Here is a 21,581-nt window from a genome sequence, read left to right on the forward strand (position 1 = left end):
GGGACAGGTACAATGTCGTAAAAATCAGCGCGTTCAGCCATTTTTTATTCGACGGCCGCCCATCAAGAAGGCAACAAATTGCTTTGCTTAAAACGTGTGCAGTAGATGATTGCGCGTTCCGGCTGCAAAACCGAACGCGCGGGCGTCAAGGCTGGCTCGCCGTCGAGGAAGGTGTTTTGAATGGGCGGCCGCGCTTAGCCGGCAGGATGCGGCGCTGGGTCTGACGTTCGAGTTCAAGTTTAAATGCGTGCGAGCCGAGGGGCTGGCCCTTCTGGACGGCGTTCGCGACCTGTGCCAGCTCGTCCGCACCGATGCCCTGCTCAACCAGCTCGATATACGCCGCTTCGCGCTGGAAGGGCGTGTTGCCCAAGCCCCAGAACAGGGCGTGATCGGTGACGACGGGGTCCGCATGCACGCCGGCATGGTGGCGATAGCTCGACCACGGATAAGCGGCCGGCTCGCCTGCCTCTCCCTCGCGCAGTGGCGCCAGTTCGATGAAGCGGCTGCACATCAGGATGTGGCGGTCGGATTCGACCACGGCGGTACGAAACCGCCCTTCGAACAGCCCGCCGGCGCGTGCGTATTTGCTGTTATACCAGGGAACATACAGGCGGCCGAGCTTTTGCATCATCGCCGCCAGGCCTTCTTCCGTTTCGGGCGTGGCCAGCAGGTGCAAGTGGGTCGGCAACAAGGCGTAGGCGTGGATCGCGACTTTGTAGAAGCGGGCGGCTTCGGCCAGCCAGCCGAGGAAACGCTCGTAATCCTCGGGCTCGCGGAAGATGCGCTGGCGGTCGTTGCCGCGCTGGAGGATGTGGTGGGCTTGCTTGGGGAGGATGAGGCGGGGTTGGCGGGCCATGGTGCACAGTCAGGGAACAGATGGCCGTATTTTAGCGCGGCACCCTGACCATGTCCCCCATTTATTTAACTGCCGCGGATTCGCGCATTGACTTTGTCCCGATTTGTAGGGGTCATCGTGGCCAATGGCCGCGGTGGCGGAATTACCGGGCATGCCCGGTGAACCCGGCATCGAGGCCACTGGCCTCGATGCCCCCTACGCCAAGGTGAACCCTGCCGACAGGCTATACCCTTCGCCATACGCGCTGCGCAGCGGCAGCTCCTGCCCCAGCACCGTCCTCGTCTTCTTGCGCAGGCGATACACCAGCATGTCGACGCGGCGGCTGGCATCCGGATCGTCTCCCCCCATGCCGGCCACGATGGTGGCGCGGGGGACCGGGCGGGTGTTGATCGTCAGCAGGTGCAGGAAATTGAATTCCTTCTCAGTCAGATCGATCACCTTGCCCATCAGCTCGAGCTGGCGCGCACTCACGCGCAAGGTCCATTTCACGGGCGCCGGGGCCGGTTCGGCAGGGCGCACGCGGCGGCCCAGCGCTTCGATGTGGGCCGCCAGTTCCGGGAACTTGATCGGTTTCGTCAGGTAATGGTCGGCGCCGAGCTGCAGGCCGAGGATGCGGTTGTCGAAGGCCACGCGTCCGGTCAGCACCAGCAGGCCGATTTCCGGGTACAGCTGGCGCATGCGCGGGATGACCGTAAAACCGTCTTCGTCTGGCAGGCCCAGGTCGAGCACGACCACGGCGGCAGGGGTGCGCGTCAGCGCGGCCCACATCTCGCCGGCCGAGGTGGCAATGGTGACGTCATGCTCGAGTTCGCGCAGGAAATCGGCCATGTCCCCGGCGTAATCGCCGTTATCTTCCACAATCAGTATCTGCGTCATTGTTTTACCGCGTTTTTCATTGTGTATTGCCAGATGGTGGCAGGGCCATTGCCGCGAACGGCGCCGGATTATCGGTGCTGGCGCCCTGGCGCGCAAGCAGCTTCGCGGCGCCGGCCACCGGCAGCCAGATACGGAACTCGGCGCCACCGTCGCTCGGGTTGACCAGGCTCAGCACCCCGCCATGCACTTCGACAATCGAGCGCGCCATGTACAGGCCCAGGCCGCTGCCCGGCATGCCCGCGGCGTTGCGGCCACGATAGAACTTGTCGAACAGGTGTGCTTGTTCGTCTTGCGGCACGCCGGGACCGTGGTCGCGCACGGCCAGTTCGATGCCGCTTGCCGCCAGGCGCCCGACCAGTACGACCGGAGACGTTGGCGGCGAATACGCGATCGCATTATCGATCAGGACCTTCAGCGCCAGGCGCAGGCCTTCCGGATCGCAACGCAAAGTTTCGGGCAGTTCGTGCGCCTGGATGCTGGCCACGCGCCCGGCCGCGCGCAGCTGAGCGGCACCCTCTTCCAGCAGGGTGCGCGGGGCCACCGTGGTCGGCTGGCGTTCGCTGCCGATGCCGGCCATGCGCTCGGGAGAGAGGTAATCGTCGAGCATGCCGATCAGGCGGTCGGTGGCCAGCGCGATCTTGCGGTAGCGTGCGCGCGTCGGCTCATCGGCCAGGGTGCAGGTGGCCTCGAGGCGCTGGATGGCGCCGTCGATGGTCGACAAGGGGGTGCGGAATTCGTGGTTCAGCATGCTGGCGAAGCGTTTTTGTTCGGCTTCGCGCAGGCGTCGCGGCGACAGGTCGCGCACCAGGCCGACCAGCGCCGCCGGCTGCCCGTCTTCACCGCACAGCAGGGAAGAAATGATTTCGACCGGTACCGGATAGCCATGCGCGCCCTGCAGTTCGGTTTCGCGCACCAGGCGCAGGCGGCTACGGTCGCCCGCGCGCAGGCGTTTCACGCGTTCCGGCAGCCCGGCGCACAGCGCCGCCAGCGGCCCGCCGCCCTGGAAGCCGGCAGTCACCTCATCCGGGGTATAGCCGATCAGTTGTTCGATCGATGGACTGACATAGCGCAGCTCGCCGCTGGCGCAATCGATGCTGAAGGCAATGTCGCCGCCGATCTCGGCGATCACGCGGAACTGCTCGGCCAGCGCCAAGCCGGCATGGCCGGAACAGTCGGTGCTGGCGCTGCGGTTCATCAAACACCTTCCAAAAAATAAGGGAGATCAGGCGCTCCAGGCGGGCGCCGCCAAAGAGTATATAGCCGAGAACGCCTTCCTGTACAGGCGGGGGTGTTGCAGCGCTGACGATTGATTAAAGTTGCCCGACTGGTCAATTTGTTCAATATGTTTGAATGTACCGTCATTCTTGCCGAATTCTATTCAGCACGCATGAAAATGTCGGAAAAGGCAAAAAAAATGCCCGCCGAAGCGGGCATGACCGGTCCTGCCGGGCTTGTTTTATTGCTCGTCGAGCGGGGCGAAGATCGCCTGCAGATCTTCCTGGGTCAGCGCCATCTTCTGCGACTCGCCTTCGGCCAGGATCGACTGTGCCAGTTCCGACTTTTTCTGCTGCAGCAGCTGGATCTTTTCTTCCAGCGTGCCCTTCGCGATCAATTTATACACGAACACCGGCTTGTCCTGGCCGATGCGCCAGGCGCGATCGGTGGCCTGATTTTCCGCCGCCGGGTTCCACCACGGGTCGTAGTGAATGACGGTATCGGCCGCGGTCAGGTTCAGGCCGACGCCACCCGCTTTCAAACTGATCAGGAAAATCGGCACTGCGCCCTGCTGGAAGGCGGCGACTTGCGCCGAGCGGTCGCGCGTTTCTCCGGTGAGGAGGGCGTAGCGGATGCCGCGCGCCGCCAGTTCTTCCTCGATCAGCGCCAGCATGCTGGTGAACTGCGAGAAGACCAGGATCTTGCGGCCCTCTTCCAATAAATCGTCGACCATCTGCATCAAATCGGTCAGCTTGGCGGAGATGGCTGCCGTGTTCTTTTTCGACGGCATCGCTTTTACCAGGCGCGGATCGCAGCAGACCTGGCGCAGTTTCAATAATGCTTCCAGGATCACGATCTGGCTGCGGGCCACGCCCTTGCGGTCGATTTCCTCGCGCACCTTCTTGTCCATCGCCAGGCGCACGGTTTCGTAGAGGTCGCGCTGGGGGCCGGTCAGCTCGACCCGGCGCACCATCTCCGTCTTCTCCGGCAATTCCTTGGCGACGTTATCTTTCGTGCGGCGCAGCAGGAAGGGACGGATGCGGCGATTGAGTAACATGCGCCGCACCGGATCGTCCTGGCGTTCGATCGGGTGGCGAAATTGCGTATTAAAAGCTTTTTCCTCGCCCAGCAGGCCGGGCAGCAGGAAGTGGAACTGCGACCAGAGTTCGCCCAGGTGGTTTTCCAGCGGCGTGCCGGTCAGGCACAGGCGGTGGTTCGCGTCCAGCGAGCCGGCCGTCTGCGCCGCTTTCGAGCGCGTATTCTTGATGTAGTGCGATTCGTCCAGGATCACCAGGTGGTAATGGTGCTCGCGCAGCTTTTCCTCGTCGCGCGGCAGCAAGGCGTAGGTGGTGAGCACGATGTCGGCCTGTTCGATCTGGTCGAACATGTCCACCCGTTCCTTGCCCTGCAGTAGCAGCACTTTCAGACTCGGGGCGAAGCGCGCGGCTTCTTCCTGCCAGTTCGTCATCAGGCTGGTCGGGGCGATCACCAGCGCCGGGCTGGTCAGGCGACCTGCCTCTTTTTCGGTCAGGATGTGCGCCAGGGTCTGCACGGTTTTACCGAGGCCCATGTCGTCGGCCAGGATGCCGGCCAGGTCGTATTCGCGCAGGAATTGCATCCACGACAGACCGTCGAGCTGGTAGTCGCGCAGGGTGGCCTGCAGCCCGGCAGGCGGCGCCACCTTTTTGACGGAACCGAACTGGCTCAGCTTGCGGCCGGTCTCGCGCAACTGCTCGCCGCCGAACCAGCGCATCTCGACGCCGCGCGCGAGTTCCTCCAGGCGGCTCGCGTCCAGCGTCGACAGGCGCACGCGGTTCTTGATCTTGTCATTAAAATACAGCTCACCCAGCGTCGCCAGAATCGGTTTGACGCGCGCCCATGGCAGGGCGACCCGGAGACCTTCCGGCAGGGTCGCCAGCATCTGGTCGGTTTCACCATGGGCGGCGAGCACGGCCGGGTCGAAGTCAAGCGGGGCGTTGCGGATCAGCTGCACCAGCACCGGCAGCAGCGGCACGCGCTTGCGGTTGACGACGATGCCCAGTTCCAGCTCGAACCAGGCTTTACCGGCTTCTTCCGGCTCGTCGATCTCGGCATACCAGTCTTCCACCGGCACCACGTCATAGCGGTACTTGTTCGATTTTTGCAGGTGCCAGCCGGCATCCGACAGCGCATCGAGATCGTTTTCGGCAAAACGCAGCCAGTGCGCCTGGCTCTCCAGCTGCACCGCGCCGGCCAGGCTCGAGAGCGGCGTGGTCGCCGGTTTGCGGAAACCCAGTTCGGTCAGCTTGTCGAGCGCTGCAGCTTCGGCGGCGGCATCGCGGTCGATGATTTCGGTGACGTCGCCGATCTGGCGCACCACGCGCTGTGAAGGGTCGAAGGAGACGCGCTGGCCGTCGTAATCGAAGGACAGCACAGCGAAATCATGCCAGCGCGGCGCACCGCTGTCGGCCAGCGACACCGAATCGAGCAACAGGAAGGGTTGCGGCTTGACGTCATTGCGCAATCGTTGGGTCAGCGGCTGCGGCAGCGGCATCAGTTCCTGCAGGCCATGTGCCAGCAGCAGTTGCGACACGCGTTTCTTGTCGTTGCCGGTCAGGACCGGCGCTTGCGCCACCAGCGCCTGCAGTTCGGCCAGCGAGATATCGACCCCGCCGCGGTTCAGGGACAGGGGGCCGCAAGACAGGTTGTCGATGTACCACGGCGGATCGGTCGGCAGCATGTAGTCGATCAGGTCGGCGCCCGGGTGATTCGCCCCGTTCGCCGGTTCCACCGACCAGCCGAGCTTGGCGGCACGGCCCTCGTCGCGCCATGCCAGGTTCGCCTGGCGCGTGGGGCCGGCCTGCAGCGGATACAGCAAGCCGTTCGTCATGTCCGACCAGGAATTGGCCCACAACAGTTTGCCCTGACGCAGCAGGAGGTCGAGCAGGATGGCGCCGACTTTGCCCTTGGGCTCGGTCGCGCTGGTGCTTTGCGAGGCGCCGCTGCGCATGGCGATGAAGAAGCGCACCAGGTCTTCGTCCTCGCCCTCCAGGTAGGCGGGCGGCGCCGACAGCAGCGAAAACACTTCGTTCACCGGGCTGGCGGCGGCGACTTCACCGTTCGGGCGCAGGCGCGCCTTGCACAGGCAGACGGCGACGTGGCGGCCGCCACTGGTGGGCGCCATCACATACACGAATTTATATTGAACGGCCTTCGGATCGGCGACTTCGGCGCTCAGCTTCGGTTGCGGGTGCGCCGCCGCCTCGACCCGTTGCAGCCAGGTCGTCACCGGTGCGGGCAGTGCGGGCGCGCGGGCCGGCGTCGCGCGCGGTGCCGGGGCACCGTTCGCGTGTTCGCGTGGGAAATCAACTGTGTGCATTGGGTCCTTGACCTGTATAAAAAAAAGACAACAACCACCATTATCTCTCATACGGGCACTTCAGTTTTGTTCGGAATCGCACGCACCTGAGAAATCTTTACAAAACGAAACGCCGTACCACATCGACGTTTCGCATGTTCGGCAGGGACTGTCAAGACTGGCGCTTCGTCCCCGTTTGCGTAACACTGCCCGCCTGACTCACGCGCTTCCATTACGGATTTCCATGCTGCCTTCCATCGAACAACGCCTCGCCATTGAACTGGCCGCCAAGCCGGCGCAAGTCGCCGCCGCCATTGCCCTGCTGGACGAGGGCGCCACCGTCCCCTTCATCGCCCGCTACCGCAAGGAAGCGACGGGCGGTCTCGACGACATCCAGTTGCGCCTGCTGGAAGAGCGCCTGCGCTACCTGCGCGAGCTGGAAGACCGGAGAAGCGCGATCATCGCCTCGATCACCGAGCAAAATAAAATGACGCCGGAACTGCTGCAACAGATCGCCCTGGCCGAGGATAAAACCCGCCTCGAGGATTTGTATTTACCCTATAAGCAGAAACGCCGGACGAAAGCGCAGATCGCCGTCGAAGCGGGCCTGGCCCCCTTGGCCGATGATTTATTGAATGACCCGGCCCGCAATCCGGAAGAGGAAGCCGCCAAATACTTGCGCGAAGCGTTTACGAATGCCGACGGCGTGAATAACCCGGGCGTGGCGGATACGAAAGCGGCCCTGGACGGCGCGCGCCAGATCCTGATGGAACGCTTCGCCGAAGACGCAACGCTGCTGCAATCGCTGCGCGAATACGTGCAGGAACATGGCGTCGTCGAATCGAAAGTGGTGGCCGGTAAAGAGGACGAAGGCGAAAAGTTCGCCGACTATTTCGATTACTCGGAGCCGCTGGCGACCGTCCCTTCGCACCGCGCGCTGGCCCTGATGCGCGGCCGCCGCGAGGGTATTCTCGACGTCGTGCTGCGCCTGGATACGGAAGCCGAAAAACCGAAGTGGGACGCGCCGCACAATCCCTGCGAAAGCCGCATCGCCGCCCGTTTCGGCATCAAGGCGCAAGGCCGCCCGGCCGACAAATGGCTGCTCGACACGGCGCGCTGGACCTGGCGCGTGAAAAGTTTCATGTACATCGAGACGGAACTCATGGGCGCGCTGCGCGAAAAGGCGGAGCTCGATGCCATCAACGTGTTTGCGCGCAATTTAAAATCCTTGCTGCTGGCGGCACCGGCCGGCCAGCGCGCCACCATGGGCCTCGATCCGGGCCTGCGCACGGGCGTGAAAGTGGCGGTCGTGGACGCCACCGGCAAAGTCGTCGACACCGCCACCATCTACCCGCACCAGCCCAGGAACGACTGGGACGGTTCATTGCACGTGCTGGGCCAGCTGGCTTTGAAACACAATGTGTCGCTGATCTCGATCGGCAACGGCACCGCCTCGCGCGAGACCGACAAACTGGCGCAGGATCTCATCAAAGCCCGGCCGGAGCTGAAACTGACCAAGATCGTCGTGTCGGAAGCGGGTGCTTCCGTGTATTCGGCCTCGGAATTCGCTTCGCGCGAGCTGCCCGACCTGGACGTGTCGATCCGCGGCGCGGTGTCGATCGCGCGCCGCCTGCAGGACCCGTTGGCGGAACTCGTCAAAATCGATCCGAAATCGATCGGCGTCGGCCAGTACCAGCACGACGTCTCGCAGACCCAGCTCGCGCGCTCGCTCGACGCCGTGGTCGAGGATTGCGTGAACGCGGTCGGCGTCGACGTCAACACGGCTTCGGCGCCGCTGCTGGCGCGCGTGTCCGGCCTGTCCTCGAGCGTGGCGCAGAGCATCGTCAGCTACCGCGACATGAAAGGCGCGTTTTCATCGCGCGCGGCTTTGAAGGCCGTGCCGCGCCTGGGCGATAAAACCTTCGAACAGGCGGCGGGCTTCCTGCGCGTGATGGGCGGAGAAAACCCGCTGGATGCGTCGGCGGTGCACCCGGAATCCTATCCGGTGGTACAGAAAATCCTGGCCGACGTGAAACGCGACATGAAGGCGGTGGTCGGCGACAGTGGGCTGCTCAAATCGCTCAATCCGGCGAAGTATGCGGACGACAAATTCGGCGTGCCGACCGTGACCGATATTTTAAAAGAGCTGGAAAAGCCGGGGCGCGATCCGCGGCCCGAGTTCACGACCGCCACGTTTAAAGAAGGCGTCGAGGAGATCAGCGACCTGCGTCCGGACATGATCCTCGAGGGCGTGGTCACCAACGTCGCGGCGTTTGGCGCCTTTGTCGATATCGGCGTGCACCAGGATGGGCTGGTGCATATCTCGGCGCTGTCGAATACCTTCGTCAAAGATCCGCACACGGTGGTGAAGGCGGGCCAGGTGGTGAAAGTCAAAGTGCTGGAAGTCGATCCGAAGAGGAAGCGCATCGCACTGACGATGCGGCTGTCGGATACGGCGCCGCAGCCGGGTTCACAGCCGCAGCAGCGGGGTGACCGCGACGACCGCAAGCGCGTGGCCCAGCATCAGCGCCAGGAACGTCCGGCGGCGCAGGATGCGGGCGGGGCGATGGCAGCGGCGTTTGCCAAGCTGCGCAAATAAGATGGTGTGCGCGCCGGCGGACCCGGACAGTGCGGACGCGCGCGCGCTGATCGCCGAACTCGATGCGGCGCTGGCGGCAATATGCGGCGACAGCGGCTCGGGGTCCTTCGATCCGCTTGATGTGCGCGGGCCGGGCTCGGTGTTTCTCATGGCGCGCGATGGCGATGGGAAGGCGGTCGGCTGCGGTGCGCTGCGGCCGCTGGTACCCGGCGTGGCGGAGCTCAAGCGGATGTATGCGCGGCCAGGAAGCGGCGCCGGGCGATATTTGCTGATGGCACTGGAAGAACAGGCGGCAGGGTTCGGATACCGTGAACTGTGGCTGTCGACGCGGCGGGTCAATCTGACGGCGCTGGCGTTTTATGCACGCAATGGATATGCGCCGGTCGACAATTACGGAAGGTACGTGGGACGCGAGCAGTCGGTTTGTTTAGGCAAATGCCTATGTTGAACGTCAGAGGCTGACAGTAGCGTAACGTAGGGGCCATCGTGGCCAATGGTCACGATGGCGGGTTCACCGGGCTCTCGAGCCCACGCGTTCGGTGCCGATGCATGCCGCAACGCGTCTGCGCCGACGCGCCATGCATGAATCATGGGGGATGGGCGTCCCGCAAGAGCCAACACGGATCGACTGGTGATACGCGTGGGCTCGAGAGCCCACCCTACGTTACGCGGCCGCCAAAATTTTACCCGGCTTATCCAAAGAACTGGGCCAGCTCGGGCACGCGTTTGATCAACACCCCCGCCACATACAGCGCCAGGCAAGCCAGGCCGATCTTGTTCATGCGTCCGCGGCTCAGCGCCGGCTGGCCGGTCTTTTTGATATGGAGCGCGTCGCGCAGCAGCACGGCCGCGTAGAGCGTCATCGCCAGGCCGGTAATGAACACGCCGGCGCCGTCGCCCCGGGCGCCGACGACCAGGTCGAAGATGCCCATGAAGCCGAGCACGGCGGCGATGACAAGATTAAAACCTGCCGAAGGGGCGGCGCTGGGGCGTTGTTGCATGAAACGAATCCTGAAGGTTGGTAGAAGAGTAAGCTGGCGATGATACCGCAATCGCAGGCAAGGGAAGTCGGCCTCGGCGCCGCACCGCGCGCGTCGATTTCTTATAGAATGGCGCCATCCATATCATTCTCACCGAAGGCAGATCACATGAGCGACGTACAAACCTGGATCAAAGACACCGTGACCAACACCCCGGTCGTGCTGTTCATGAAGGGCACCGCACAATTCCCGCAATGCGGCTTCTCCGGCCGCGCCATCCAGATCCTGAAGGCCTGCGGCGTCGATAACATCGCCACCGTCAATGTGCTGGAAGATCCGGAAGTGCGCCAGGGCATCAAGGACTTCTCGAACTGGCCGACCGTTCCGCAGCTCTACGTGAACGGCGAGTTCATCGGCGGCTCCGACATCATGAACGAGATGTACGAATCGGGCGAACTGCAGGCGATGTTCAAGAAGTAATGACGAGTACCCGGCCGCGTCGTATTGTCGTCGCCATCACCGGCGCGACCGGCGCGGTGTATGGCGTGCGCCTGCTGCAGCGTTTAAACGCGGTCCCCGGCGTCGAGACCCACCTGGTCGTCTCCGACGCCGCCTCCCTCACCCTGCACCAGGAAGTCGGCATGCAGCGGCGTGACGTGGAAGCGCTCGCCCACGTCGTCCATAAGAATCGGGAAATCGGTGCCTCGATTGCCAGCGGCTCGTTCCAGACCGACGGCATGGTGATCGCGCCCTGTTCGATGAAGACGCTGGCGGCCGTCGCACACGGCCTGGCGGACAACCTGGTGGCACGCGCGGCCGACGTCGTGTTGAAAGAAAGGCGACGCCTGGTGCTGATGGTGCGCGAAACGCCGTTCAACCTGGCGCACCTGCGGAATATGACGGCGGTAACGGAAATGGGCGGGATCGTATTTCCGCCTGTACCGAGCTTTTATCATCGGCCGGCGAGCATCGACGAGATGGTCGACCACACGCTCGATCGCGTGCTGGATTTGCTGGGCATCGACAACGAGGCCGCGCCGCGTTGGCCCGGCATGCGCGGCACGCCGGAGACCTGAGGGGCTGTTCAGCGCTTCAGGTGGTCGCTGTCACCGGCCTTCTTCATTTCCCTTGCTTCCTCCAGCATCCTGCGCTGGGCGATGCGCTTGCGCATCACCTCGGCATGGCGCGCGGCCGTCATCGGCGGCGCGGTCATGAGCTCTTTCAGCTGGGCGGTGTTCATGTAATTGCTTTTCATTGGCGCACGATCCTCGGCTGTGAGAAGTCGATTATGCGCTAGTTCGACGCAATTTGGTCTACCCGACTCGGAAGAAAATTTGTAAGCGGAAACGCTGTCGCGAAGAAGGCCTCCGCTTACTTGGCAGGGGGCTGGTGGTTCAGGCGCACCAGCATGCGAATGAACTCGCGCGCCAGCTGGCGGTGGTGTTCGTCGAGCCGCTGCAGGTCGGCAATCAGCTTGACGTCGGCCGATTCGAAACGCGCGCTGGCGCCGCCTTCGGCTTGCGCCCCCGGGGCATCGGCGCCGCCGAAGCGCAGCCAGTCGGCCGGCACGCCCAGCCACTGGGCAATCATGCGCAGCTTTTCCTGGGTCGGAATGGCTTCGCCCACCAGCCACTTGCGCGCGGCGTGGACCGTGATCGGACGGCCTTCGAAGCGAATGTTAAATTCGCGCGCCAAGCGTGTCGGGCTGTCCGGCGAGTAATGGGCGTTTTTTAAAGCCTGCTGGAGACGCTCACTAAAGCTCTCCCGTTCGTTCGTGGAATTCATGATGGCACTATTTCATGCTCGACCATAAAAGTCAGTTAATGGGCTGTAAAGACCATCAATGACACCATTCGGGCCGATGACTTAACAAAGATGTGAAAATTGATGAGAATTTTCGCCGAGTTGGCGCATCATGCCACAAAATTTCCATTTGGCATGAATGTATCGTATCTGTGTTCGTACAGAAACAAACAGTTGTCGCGTGCGGGACACGCGCGCTCGGCCGGCCTGGCCGTTGCACCGGATCCGCGGGGGCGGGGAACCCCGGGCGGATCTGGCATATGAATACCTGTTACGTCAGCTGTCAGGTCAGCTGGAAGCGGATGATGCCGTCGTCTCCAGTTACCCGTTTTAACATACCATCATTCCAAAGTTTATGCAGGTGCGCGAGCGCTTCGCCGAGGGCAAAACTGAGCTGGTGGGCGTCGAGCTGGCGCCGGAACATGATCGGTACGATGTCCATCGCACTGCGCGGCGTCGTGCACGCTTCGAGCACCTCGGCCAGGCGCGCCACGTGGTGTGCGCGCAGCTGGGCGATGCGCGTGTGCAGGCCGCGGAAGGGTTTGCCGTGCGAAGGCAGCACCAGCACGTCCGCCGGCAGGTCCGCGAATTTATCGAGCGAATCGAGGTATTGCTGGAGCGGGTTGCCCTCGGGTTCGACGGCGAACACGGACACGTTGGTCGAAATGCGCGGCAAGACCATGTCGCCGGAAATGAGGACATTCAGTTCGTCCGAATACAGCGCCGCGTGTTCGGGCGAGTGGCCGAAACCGGTGATCACGCGCCAGTGCGCATTGCCGATCGCGATGCGCTGGCCATCCTGGATGCGGGTATAGGCGGCGGGCACGGCCGGCACGAGCGAGGGATAGTAACTGCGGCGGCTGCGCATCTGCTCGAGCATGGCGGGGTCGGTCAAACCGTGGCGCTCGAAATGGGGGATGGCCGACGGCCCGTCCACGCCCGGCAAGGCAGCGGCCATCATGCGCGCGAAGCCGAATTCGCCGGCAGTCAGCCAGAATGGCGCATCATGAAAACGGTCGCACAGCCAGCCGGACAGGCCGACGTGGTCCGGGTGGCAGTGGGTGGCGAGCACGCGCAGCACGGGTTCATTTTCCATGGCGCCCGCAAACACTTGTTCCCAGTGGGCGCGGGTGGCGTCGGTCGCCACGCCGCAATCGATCACGGTGTAGCCCTGCTTGCCTTCGCGCTCGTCGCGCAGCAGCCACAAATTGATGTGGTCGAGCGCGAACGGCAGCGGCATGCGCAGCCAACCCAGGCCGGGCGCCACCTCGCGCACGCTGCCTGCATTCGGCAGTTCGTCGGCGAAGGGATAGGACAGTTCGGATTCGAGCGGATTCATGGTCGACAATCTTTCGTATTCGGGACGGGTAGTGCGCGCTACAATGTGGTTGACGTTGACGTAAACGGAAAACGTCAGGAGATTCTAAGCGATTCCAGGATTTGCCACTTTCAGCCGCCTTCTTTCAGCCGTATTCAGTACTCAACCGAAATGCCCACGACCTACACCATCGCCGAACTGGCGCGCGAATTCGACATCACGGCCCGCGCGATCCGCTTCTATGAAGACCAGGGTTTATTAAGCCCCAGCCGCGAAGGCGTGGGCGGGCGCAACCGCGTCTATACCCCGCGCGACCGGACCCGCCTGAAACTGACCCTGCGCGGCAAGCGCCTCGGCCTGACCCTGTCGGAGATCAAAAGCATCGTCGACATGTACGAGTCGCCGAAGGACACGACGGCGCAGATCGACCGCTTCCTCGGCGTCCTGGCGCACCAGCGCGAAACGCTCGAGCAGCAGCGCGCCGACATCGAGATGGCGCTCGAGGAAATTTCCGCGCACGAGGAGGAATGCCGCCGGCTGCTGGCCAATGGCACGGCCGCCGGCGACGAGATCGACGCACCGGGCGGCGCCAGCAAGGCCGCCTGATATCAGGGAAACAATCAGGCTTCCTTTACCCGCTACTTGACGTTTACGTTAACGTCACACGCGAGTATGATTCACGGTGCCCAACCGCCAACCCGTTCACCGAGAGGACGACATGCTGCATCTTCCAGGCTTGACCTTTGACCATGGCGAAGACATCGCCGCACTGCGCGAAGCAGTCCAACAGTTCGCGGCGAGCGAAATCGCCCCGCGTGCCGCCGAAATCGACCGTACCGACCAGTTCCCGATGGACCTGTGGCGCAAGATGGGCGAACTCGGCCTGCTCGGCATCACCGTCAGCGAGGAATACGGCGGCGCCAACATGGGCTACCTGGCCCACATCGTCGCGATGGAAGAAATCTCGCGTGCCTCGGCCTCGGTCGGCCTGTCCTACGGCGCCCACTCGAACCTGTGCGTCAACCAGATCAAGAGAAATGGCACCGAAGAACAAAAACAGAAATACCTGCCGAAGCTGATCTCGGGCGAACACATCGGCGCGCTCGCCATGTCCGAGCCGAACGCCGGTTCCGACGTCGTCAGCATGAAGCTGCGTGCCGACCTGAAGGGCGATCGTTACGTCCTCAACGGCACCAAAATGTGGATCACCAACGGTCCTGACGCCGACACCCTGGTCGTCTACGCCAAGACCGATCTCGAGGCTGGCCCGCGCGGCATGACCGCCTTCCTCATCGAAAAAGGGTTTAAAGGTTTTTCGATCGCGCAAAAGCTGGATAAACTCGGCATGCGCGGCTCGCACACGGGAGAGCTGGTGTTCCAGGATTGCGAAGTGCCGGTCGAGAACGTACTCGGCGGCGTCGGCAAGGGTGTGAATGTCCTGATGTCGGGCCTGGACTTCGAGCGCACCGTGCTCTCCGGCGGCCCGCTGGGCATCATGGCGGCCTGCATGGATTCGGTCGTGCCCTACATCCACGAACGCAAGCAGTTCGGCCAGGCGATCGGCGAATTCCAGCTGATGCAGGGGAAAATCGCCGACATGTATTCGACCATGATGGCGTGCCGCGCCTATGTGTATGCCGTCGGCCAGGCCTGCGACCGCGCGACCAACGCCGCGGCCGTACGCGCCCTGCGCAAGGATGCTGCAGGCGCGATTTTATATAGCGCCGAAAAGGCCACCTGGATGGCCGGCGAGGCAATCCAGGCCCTGGGCGGCAACGGCTATATCAACGAGTATCCGGTCGGCCGCCTCTGGCGCGACGCGAAACTCTACGAAATCGGCGCCGGCACCAGCGAAATCCGGCGCATGCTGATCGGCCGCGAGCTGTTTGGCGAGACGATGTAAATCGCAGGGTAGGCACGGCGTGCCTACCCGTTGCATTGCAATAAAATAGCCGCTTCATCAGCCCAGGCGCGAGACGAACGATGACACAAGTTGCGTTCCCTAAACTGCTGTCTTCCCAGATCGCATTTGACATCGCGCGCACCATCCTCGACGGCTTCGACAAGCACTACCGCCTGTTCCGCGAGGCCAGCCAGGCAGCAAAACGCCATTTCGAAACCGCCGACTGGGCGGTCGCCCAGCGCGCCGCGCGCGAGCGCATCGATTATTACGACAAACGCGTCGGGGAAGCCGTCGCCACCCTGGAAAACGATTACGCCCCCGAGGACCTGGTCGACGGCGTCTGGCGCGAAATCAAGCTGCACTATATCGGCTTGCTGTCCGGCCATAAGCAGCCCGAACTGGCCGAGACCTTTTTCAATTCGGTCAGCGTCAAGATCCTGCACCGTACCTATTACCACAACGATTTCCTGTTCGTGCGTCCGGTGATCTCGACCGAATACATCGAGACCGAAGAGCTGCAGCCGACCTACCGCGTCTACTACCCGGCCGCCGACGGCCTGCGCTTTGCATTGAAGCGCATCGTCACCAATTTCCAGCTGGCCTGTCCGTTCGCCGCGCTGGATCGCGACGTGCAGCTGGTCGAAGCGCGCATGCGCGAGGCCTTCGGTCTCGACCAGCTTGAACCCAACCAGCAATTCCAGGTGCTATCGAGCCTGTTCTTCCGGAACAAGGGCGCGTACATCGTCGGCCGCGCGATCAATGGCGCGCGCGAATACCCCTTCGTGATTCCCGTCCTGCACAACCGGCGCGGAGAACTGGTGCTCGATACGGTGCTGACCGACCCGCTGCACATCGCCGTCCTGTTCTCTTTTACGCGTGCCTATTTTCTGGTCGACATGGAAGTACCGTCGGCCTATGTGCAATTCCTGCGCAGCCTGCTGCCGCGTAAACCGAAGAGCGAAATCTATACCCTGCTCGGCCTGCAAAAACAGGGCAAGACCCTGTTTTATCGCGATTACCTGCAGCATTTGAAGCACAGCTCGGACCGCTTCCAGAGCGCACCCGGCATCCGCGGCCTGGTGATGCTGGTGTTCGAGCTGCCCTCGTTTCCCTATGTATTCAAGGTGATCAAGGATTTCTATCCGCCGCCGAAAGAGACGACGCGCGCCCAGGTCAAGGAAAAATACCTGCTCGTGAAACACCACGACCGCGTTGGACGCATGGCCGATACCCTCGAATATTCGGACGTCGCCTTTCCCCTGCACCGTTTCAGCGAAGAGCTGCTGGCCGAACTCCGGCAGCACGCGCCTTCCCTGGTCGAGATCGAGGGCGAGCGCATCATCATCAAGCATTTGTATATCGAGCGCCGCATGGTGCCCTTGAATATCTACCTCGCCGAAGCGGGGCAGGCAAACGATGAAGAACGCATCGAGCACGGCATTGTCGAATACGGCAATGCGATCCGAGATTTGGTCGCCGCGAACATTTTTCCCGGCGATATGCTGTACAAAAATTTCGGCCTCACGCGCCAGGGCCGCGTCGTGTTCTACGATTACGATGAAATCGAATATTTGACCGATTGCGTGTTCCGCGATATTCCCGAAGCGCGCAACGAAGAAGAGGAAATGGCGTCCGAGCCCTGGTACCCGATCGGCAAGCACGACGTGTTTCCCGAACAATTCGGACGTTTTCTTCTTGGGAATCCGAAGATCCGTCACTATTTCATGCAGCACCACGCGGACCTGTTGACGCGCGCCTGGTGGCAGTCCCACAAGGACCGCATCCTGGCGGGCGAAGTGCAGGATATTTTTCCGTACCCGCAGCAGATCCGTTTTCACCACCCGATCACCACCCCGGCGTTGTAAATGAAACCAGCGCCATCTTTTGGAGACTTACCAACATGAATGATCCAGTCGTTATCGTCGGCGCCGCCCGTACCCCGATGGGCGCCTTCCAGGGCGATTTTTCCTCGAAAACGGCGAGCGACCTCGGTGCGGTGGCAATCAAGGCCGCGGTCGAGCGCGCCGGCGTCGACCCGCAATCGGTCGAACACGTCTATTTCGGTAACTGCCTGATGGCCGGCCAGGGCCAGGCCCCGGCACGCCAGGCGCTGATCAAGGCCGGCCTGCCGCTGTCGACCGGCGCCGTGACCTTGTCGAAGATGTGCGGTTCGGCCATGCAGGCGGCGATCTTCGCGCACGACCAGCTGGTGGCCGGCAGCGCCGACGTCGTCGTCGCCGGCGGCATGGAGTCGATGACCAACGCTCCTTACCTGATCCCGAAAGCCCGCGGCGGCTACCGCATCGGCCACGCGCCGATGTTCGACCACATGATGCTCGACGGCCTGGAAGACGCCTACTCGCGCAACGAAAAGACGGGAGAAGGCCGCTCGATGGGCACCTTTGCGGAAGAGTGCGTGGCCATGTACCAGTTCTCGCGCGAAGACCAGGACAATTTCGCGATCACCTCGGTGAAACGTGCGCAGGCGGCGAACAACGACGGCTCGTTTGACTGGGAAATCGCCCCGGTCAGCGTGGCGGCCCGCACCGGCGAACTGCTGGTCGAAAAGGACGAGGGTCCAATGAAGGCCAAGATCGACAAGATCCCGTCTCTGAAACCTGCCTTCAAAAAGGACGGCACCGTCACCGCTGCCTCGTCCTCGTCGATCAACGACGGCGCCGCCGCGCTGGTCATGATGCGCGAATCGAAAGCCAAGGAACTCGGCCTGACCCCGATCGCACGCGTGATCGGCCACGCCACCCACGCCCAGGAACCGAACCTGTTCACGACTGCCCCGATCGGCGCCATGCACAAGCTGTTCAAAAAGACCGGCTGGACGGCCGGCGACGTCGACCTCTTCGAGATCAACGAAGCCTTTGCCGCCGTGCCGATGGCGGCCATGCGCGACCTCGACATCCCGCACGAGAAGGTCAACATCCACGGTGGCGCCTGCGCGCTGGGCCACCCGATCGGCGCCTCGGGCGCACGCATTGTCGTGACCCTGCTGGGCGCTTTGAAAAAGACCGGCGGCAAGCGCGGCGTGGCGGCGCTGTGCATCGGTGGTGGTGAAGCGACCGCGATGGCAATCGAGATGGTGTAATTTAGGTTGTACCGCGTGGGCTCAAGAGCCCACCCTACGGTGCACCACTGCCGCGTAACCTAGGGTGGGCACTCGTGCGCACGCGGTCGAACCGCAATAAATCGCAACATGCATTCTGGCCGCGGACTAACCTGACGGGAATAAAATCATGCCTACTGCTTTGATCATCGGCGCCTCGCGCGGCATCGGCCACGAAATGGTTCGCCAATACCGTCTTGAAGGCTGGCGCGTGATCGCCACCGCCCGCAAAGCGCAAGACCTGGCCAATTTGGCGCAACTGGGCGCCGAACCACACGAACTCGACGTCACCAACGCTGACGCCATCGCCGGCCTCGGCTGGAAACTCGACGACGAAAAAATCGACACCGCCTGGTTAGTGGCCGGCCTGTACGGCCCGCGCCAGGACGGCTTTCCGACGCAAGCCGATTTCGACGCCGTGATGCACACCAACGTGCTGGCCGCGATGCGCCTGCTGCCGATCATTGCGCCCCTGGTCGCCGCGACGCGCGGAAAACTCGGCGTGCTGTCCTCGCAGATGGGATCGATCGGCGGGCGCCACAGCGCCAGCGGCTCGCTCTACCGCGCCAGCAAGGCGGCCCTGAATTCGGTGCTGCGCGACACGGCGATCACCTTCGGCCCGCAAGGCGCGACCTGCATCGCCTTCCACCCCGGCTGGGTGCAGACCGACATGGGCGGCGCCGGCGCCGCCATCAGCCCCGAACACAGCGTGCGCGACCTGCGCACCACCCTGGCGCAGGCGAGGCTGGAGGCCAACGGCAGCTTCCTGAACCACAATGGCGCCCCGATTCCCTGGTAAGCCAAACACACAATAACGAGACGAGACCCCATGATCCTGACCGAAGAACACCAGATGATCCGCGACGCCCTGCGCAGCTTTGCGCAGGAACGCCTGGCCCCGCAGGCCGCCCGCTGGGACAAGGAACACTATTTTCCGAAAGCGGAACTGAAAGAGCTGGCCCAGCTCGGCGCCTTCGGCGTGGCGGTGCCGGAGCAGTACGGCGGCGCAGGCCTCGATTACGTGTCGCTGGCGCTGGTGCTGGAAGAAATCGCGGCCGGCGACGGCGGCATCTCGACCATCATTTCGGTCAACAACTGCCCGGTCTGCAGCATCGCGATGATGTACGCCAGCGAAGAACAAAAACAACAGTGGCTGGTGCCGCTGGCCCAGGGCGAACTGCTGGGCGCTTTTGCGCTGACCGAGCCGCATACCGGCAGCGACGCCGCCGCCCTGCGCACCACGGCAACCCGCGATGGCGACGCGTATGTCATCAACGGCACCAAGCAGTTCATCACCAGCGGTAAATATGGCGATGTGGCCATCGTCATGGCGGTCACGGATAAAGCGGCCGGCAAGAAGGGGATCAGCGCGTTCTGGGTGCCCGTGAACACCCCCGGCTATATCGTCGCCGGGCTGGAGCAGAAGATGGGCCAGCATTCGTCGGATACGGCGCAGATCGTGTTCGAGAATTGCCGCATCCCCGCCGCCCACCTGATCGGCGAGGAAGGCATGGGCTACAAGATCGCCCTGTCCGGCCTGGAGGGCGGACGGATCGGCATCGCCTCGCAATCGGTCGGCATGGCGCGCGCCGCATTCGAGGCGGCGCTGGCCTATGCGAAAGAGAGAGAAAGCTTCGGCAAGCCGATTTTCGAACACCAGTCCGTGCAGTTCCGCCTGTCGGAGATGGCGATGCAGATCGAAGCCGCGCGCCAGCTGATCCTGCATGCGGCGTCCATGAAGGATGCGGGCCTGCCCTGCCTGAAGGAAGCGGCGATGGCGAAACTGTTTGCCTCCGAGATGGCCGAGCGGGTCGTCTCGAACGCGATGCAGGTGTTTGGCGGCTACGGCTATGTGGCCGACTTCCCGATCGAGCGCATTTATCGGGACGTGCGCGTGTGCCAGATTTATGAGGGCACCAGCGACATCCAGAAGATCCTGATCGCACGGGCACTCTGAGATGGGAGATGGCGTGCCGACCACGATCCACAGCGTGAGCGCCGCCGACCTGCCGGCCCTGTTCGTCTACCTCGACGACCACCTGCAGGACAACGGCCGCGCCGGCACGCCCCTGTTCCAGCCGATGGCGCGCGCCGATTCGCGCTTCCCGGCCGACAAGCGTGCCGCCTTTGCCATCGGTCTCGGGGCCGAGGTCGGGGCGCCGGGCTGGCGCCGCGCCTGGATAGCGCTCGATCGAGACGGCAGCATCTGCGGCCACGTCGACCTGCGCGCGCGGCCGGAGCGGGCGTCCAGCCACCGCTGCCTGCTCGGCATGGGCGTGCATCGCGACTGGCGCCGCCAGGGGCTGGGCGAACGCCTGCTGGCGCACGCCCTCGACTGGGCAGGCAGCCAGCCGGCCCTCGATTGGGTCGACCTCGAGGTCCTGTCCAGTAACCTGCCCGCGCGCCGCCTGTATGAACGCTGCGGCTTCAGGTTTGCCGGCGAATTGCCGGACCTGTTTCGCATCGATGGCGAGCAGCACGGCTATGTCTACATGACCTGTCGGGTTCAGAAGCTCAGCTGACCGCAGGCTCGAGCAGCGTCACCGTCTGCCGTTCGGTATCGAGCGTGGCGCGAATCCCCACCGGGATCGTGAACTGGTCGCGGATATGCCCGATCGAGTAACCCGTCACCGCCGGAATCGACAGCGGCTGCAGGTGGATGTCGAGCGTCTGGTCGAGCGTGAGCGAAATGTCTTCGTGCTCGGGGCCGCAGTCTTCGCAGACGCCGACCATCACCGCCGCGGCTTTTGAAAAGCCGACCGATAAATCGAGCTGGGTCATCCAGCGGTCGATCCGGTAGGGGGCTTCGTTGACTTCTTCCAGGAACAGGATGCAGTTGCGGAAATCGGCCGCATACGGCGTGCCGGCCAGCGCCGCCACCAGGCTCAGATTGCCGCCCATGAGCGGGCCGGTGGCCACGCCGCCGTGCACGGTGCGCAGCGCGAACTGCGGCTGCTCCAGGGCGCGCCGGCTGTTTTCCAGCGCCATCGGAATCGTATAGGTCGGCTGCGGGTCGCCCAGCACCGCCATCATGTGCTCGATCGCATACTCCGTCAGCGTCGACGAGGCCACTGGCCCATGAAACGTCACCAATCCGGCGTGCTTGTGGATCGCCAGGTGCAGCGCCGTGATGTCCGAGTAGCCCAATAAAATCTTCGGGTTGGCGCGGATCAGTTTGAAATCCAGGTGGGCCAGCAAGGAGATGCAGCCCGAGCCGCCTCGGACCGGCCAGATCATCTTGATCTCCGGGTCGCCGAACATCGCGTGCAGGTCTGCGATCCGTTGCGGCACGGTGCCGCCGTAATTGCCGTTCACTTCGCGCAGGGAGGCGCCCTCTCGCACTTTCAGGCCGAGGGCCTCGATGTTGCGGCGCGCCTTGGCGATCGTTTTCTCGGTGGCGTAGCCGCCCGGCGCGATCAGGCCGACGGTGTCGCCGGGCTGCAGGCGCGGGGGTTTGATCAGGGGTTTCATGCGGGAACGGGGTGGGAGACGCCTGCGTGGCGCAGCCAGCGCGGCCGCCGGCAGCAGCGCACTGGCGGCGAGCAGGGAAGAAAAGGCGCGGCGGCTGATGGGCAT

Annotated in this window: 20 protein-coding genes; 11 read left to right on the forward strand and 9 right to left on the reverse strand. The window is 63.3% G+C overall.

Annotated elements, in window-relative coordinates; genetic code table 11:
• Positions 1–145 precede the first annotated feature (145 nt).
• The 4 genes from ACI48I_RS19200 to ACI48I_RS19215 all read right to left on the reverse strand — a co-directional run bounded on the left by ACI48I_RS19200 (position 146) and on the right by ACI48I_RS19215 (position 6,305).
• On the reverse strand, positions 146–856 hold the full coding sequence (locus tag ACI48I_RS19200; protein ID WP_193687706.1) for a transposase: 711 nt from the start codon (positions 854–856) through the stop codon (positions 146–148).
• A gap of 195 nt (positions 857–1,051) precedes the next feature.
• Positions 1,052–1,732 carry a response regulator transcription factor gene (locus ACI48I_RS19205; RefSeq protein WP_193687707.1) on the reverse strand — a complete coding sequence of 227 codons (681 nt, stop codon included), beginning with the start codon at positions 1,730–1,732 and terminating at the stop codon, positions 1,052–1,054.
• Between the two features lie 16 nt (positions 1,733–1,748).
• Positions 1,749–2,927: a PAS domain-containing sensor histidine kinase gene (locus ACI48I_RS19210; protein ID WP_498575114.1), complete on the reverse strand. Its 1,179-nt coding sequence runs from the start codon at positions 2,925–2,927 to the stop codon at positions 1,749–1,751.
• A gap of 261 nt (positions 2,928–3,188) precedes the next feature.
• Positions 3,189–6,305 carry a DEAD/DEAH box helicase gene (locus ACI48I_RS19215; RefSeq protein ID WP_498575115.1) on the reverse strand — a complete coding sequence of 1,039 codons (3,117 nt, stop codon included), beginning with the start codon at positions 6,303–6,305 and terminating at the stop codon, positions 3,189–3,191.
• 223 nt (positions 6,306–6,528) lie between these two features.
• Between ACI48I_RS19215 and ACI48I_RS19220 the strand changes: the two genes are divergently transcribed.
• Together ACI48I_RS19220 and ACI48I_RS19225 are read left to right on the forward strand one after the other, a co-directional pair.
• Positions 6,529–8,883 carry a Tex family protein gene (locus tag ACI48I_RS19220; RefSeq protein WP_498575116.1) on the forward strand — a complete coding sequence of 785 codons (2,355 nt, stop codon included), beginning with the start codon at positions 6,529–6,531 and terminating at the stop codon, positions 8,881–8,883.
• Between the two features lies 1 nt (position 8,884).
• Positions 8,885–9,331 carry a GNAT family N-acetyltransferase gene (locus ACI48I_RS19225; RefSeq protein WP_498575117.1) on the forward strand — a complete coding sequence of 149 codons (447 nt, stop codon included), beginning with the start codon at positions 8,885–8,887 and terminating at the stop codon, positions 9,329–9,331.
• A 244-nt stretch (positions 9,332–9,575) separates the two neighbouring features.
• Here ACI48I_RS19225 and ACI48I_RS19230 read toward each other — a convergent pair whose 3' ends face one another.
• Entirely contained in the window at positions 9,576–9,884 is a 309-nt protein-coding gene (locus tag ACI48I_RS19230; RefSeq protein ID WP_193687712.1) for a hypothetical protein, read from the reverse strand.
• A 147-nt stretch (positions 9,885–10,031) separates the two neighbouring features.
• Here ACI48I_RS19230 and grxD point away from each other — a divergent pair, with 147 nt between their 5' ends.
• Both grxD and ACI48I_RS19240 read left to right on the forward strand, forming a co-directional pair.
• Positions 10,032–10,343 carry a Grx4 family monothiol glutaredoxin gene (gene grxD, locus ACI48I_RS19235; protein WP_193687713.1) on the forward strand — a complete coding sequence of 104 codons (312 nt, stop codon included), beginning with the start codon at positions 10,032–10,034 and terminating at the stop codon, positions 10,341–10,343.
• Positions 10,343–10,939, forward strand: coding sequence for a UbiX family flavin prenyltransferase (locus ACI48I_RS19240; protein ID WP_193687714.1), 597 nt, complete (start codon positions 10,343–10,345; stop codon positions 10,937–10,939). The genes grxD and ACI48I_RS19240 overlap by 1 nt, the downstream gene beginning before the upstream one ends.
• A gap of 8 nt (positions 10,940–10,947) precedes the next feature.
• Here the strand turns inward: ACI48I_RS19240 and ACI48I_RS19245 are convergent, their stop codons facing one another.
• The 3 genes from ACI48I_RS19245 to ACI48I_RS19255 all read right to left on the reverse strand — a co-directional run bounded on the left by ACI48I_RS19245 (position 10,948) and on the right by ACI48I_RS19255 (position 13,005).
• Positions 10,948–11,118: a hypothetical protein gene (locus ACI48I_RS19245; RefSeq protein ID WP_193687715.1), complete on the reverse strand. Its 171-nt coding sequence runs from the start codon at positions 11,116–11,118 to the stop codon at positions 10,948–10,950.
• Between the two features lie 116 nt (positions 11,119–11,234).
• Positions 11,235–11,648 carry a hypothetical protein gene (locus ACI48I_RS19250; RefSeq protein WP_193687716.1) on the reverse strand — a complete coding sequence of 138 codons (414 nt, stop codon included), beginning with the start codon at positions 11,646–11,648 and terminating at the stop codon, positions 11,235–11,237.
• 301 nt (positions 11,649–11,949) lie between these two features.
• Positions 11,950–13,005 (reverse strand): MBL fold metallo-hydrolase, encoded by a 1,056-nt coding sequence (locus ACI48I_RS19255; protein WP_498575118.1) that lies wholly within the window; start codon positions 13,003–13,005, stop codon positions 11,950–11,952.
• Between the two features lie 150 nt (positions 13,006–13,155).
• Here ACI48I_RS19255 and ACI48I_RS19260 point away from each other — a divergent pair, with 150 nt between their 5' ends.
• From ACI48I_RS19260 to ACI48I_RS19290, 7 genes are all read left to right on the forward strand, one after another.
• Positions 13,156–13,590, forward strand: a complete 435-nt coding sequence (locus ACI48I_RS19260; RefSeq protein ID WP_498575119.1) for a MerR family transcriptional regulator — start codon at positions 13,156–13,158, stop codon at positions 13,588–13,590.
• A gap of 112 nt (positions 13,591–13,702) precedes the next feature.
• On the forward strand, positions 13,703–14,887 hold the full coding sequence (locus tag ACI48I_RS19265; RefSeq protein WP_193687719.1) for an isovaleryl-CoA dehydrogenase: 1,185 nt from the start codon (positions 13,703–13,705) through the stop codon (positions 14,885–14,887).
• An 80-nt stretch (positions 14,888–14,967) separates the two neighbouring features.
• Positions 14,968–16,752, forward strand: coding sequence for a bifunctional isocitrate dehydrogenase kinase/phosphatase (gene aceK, locus ACI48I_RS19270; protein WP_498575120.1), 1,785 nt, complete (start codon positions 14,968–14,970; stop codon positions 16,750–16,752).
• A 35-nt stretch (positions 16,753–16,787) separates the two neighbouring features.
• Positions 16,788–17,987 (forward strand): acetyl-CoA C-acyltransferase, encoded by a 1,200-nt coding sequence (locus tag ACI48I_RS19275; RefSeq protein ID WP_193687721.1) that lies wholly within the window; start codon positions 16,788–16,790, stop codon positions 17,985–17,987.
• Between the two features lie 148 nt (positions 17,988–18,135).
• Positions 18,136–18,804, forward strand: a complete 669-nt coding sequence (locus ACI48I_RS19280; protein WP_498575121.1) for an SDR family oxidoreductase — start codon at positions 18,136–18,138, stop codon at positions 18,802–18,804.
• A 30-nt stretch (positions 18,805–18,834) separates the two neighbouring features.
• The gene (locus ACI48I_RS19285) at positions 18,835–19,962 is read left to right on the forward strand and encodes an acyl-CoA dehydrogenase family protein (RefSeq protein ID WP_498575122.1); all 1,128 of its coding nucleotides are present in this window, start codon (positions 18,835–18,837) and stop codon (positions 19,960–19,962) included.
• Positions 19,963–19,975: 13 nt separating this feature from the next.
• Positions 19,976–20,527, forward strand: coding sequence for a GNAT family N-acetyltransferase (locus tag ACI48I_RS19290; protein ID WP_498575123.1), 552 nt, complete (start codon positions 19,976–19,978; stop codon positions 20,525–20,527).
• On the opposite strand, the gene ACI48I_RS19295 is transcribed toward ACI48I_RS19290, so the two are convergent.
• Positions 20,520–21,581: a S66 peptidase family protein gene (locus tag ACI48I_RS19295; RefSeq protein ID WP_498575124.1), complete on the reverse strand. Its 1,062-nt coding sequence runs from the start codon at positions 21,579–21,581 to the stop codon at positions 20,520–20,522. The genes ACI48I_RS19290 and ACI48I_RS19295 overlap by 8 nt on opposite strands.

This window comes from Massilia sp. LXY-5, from assembly GCF_059801075.1.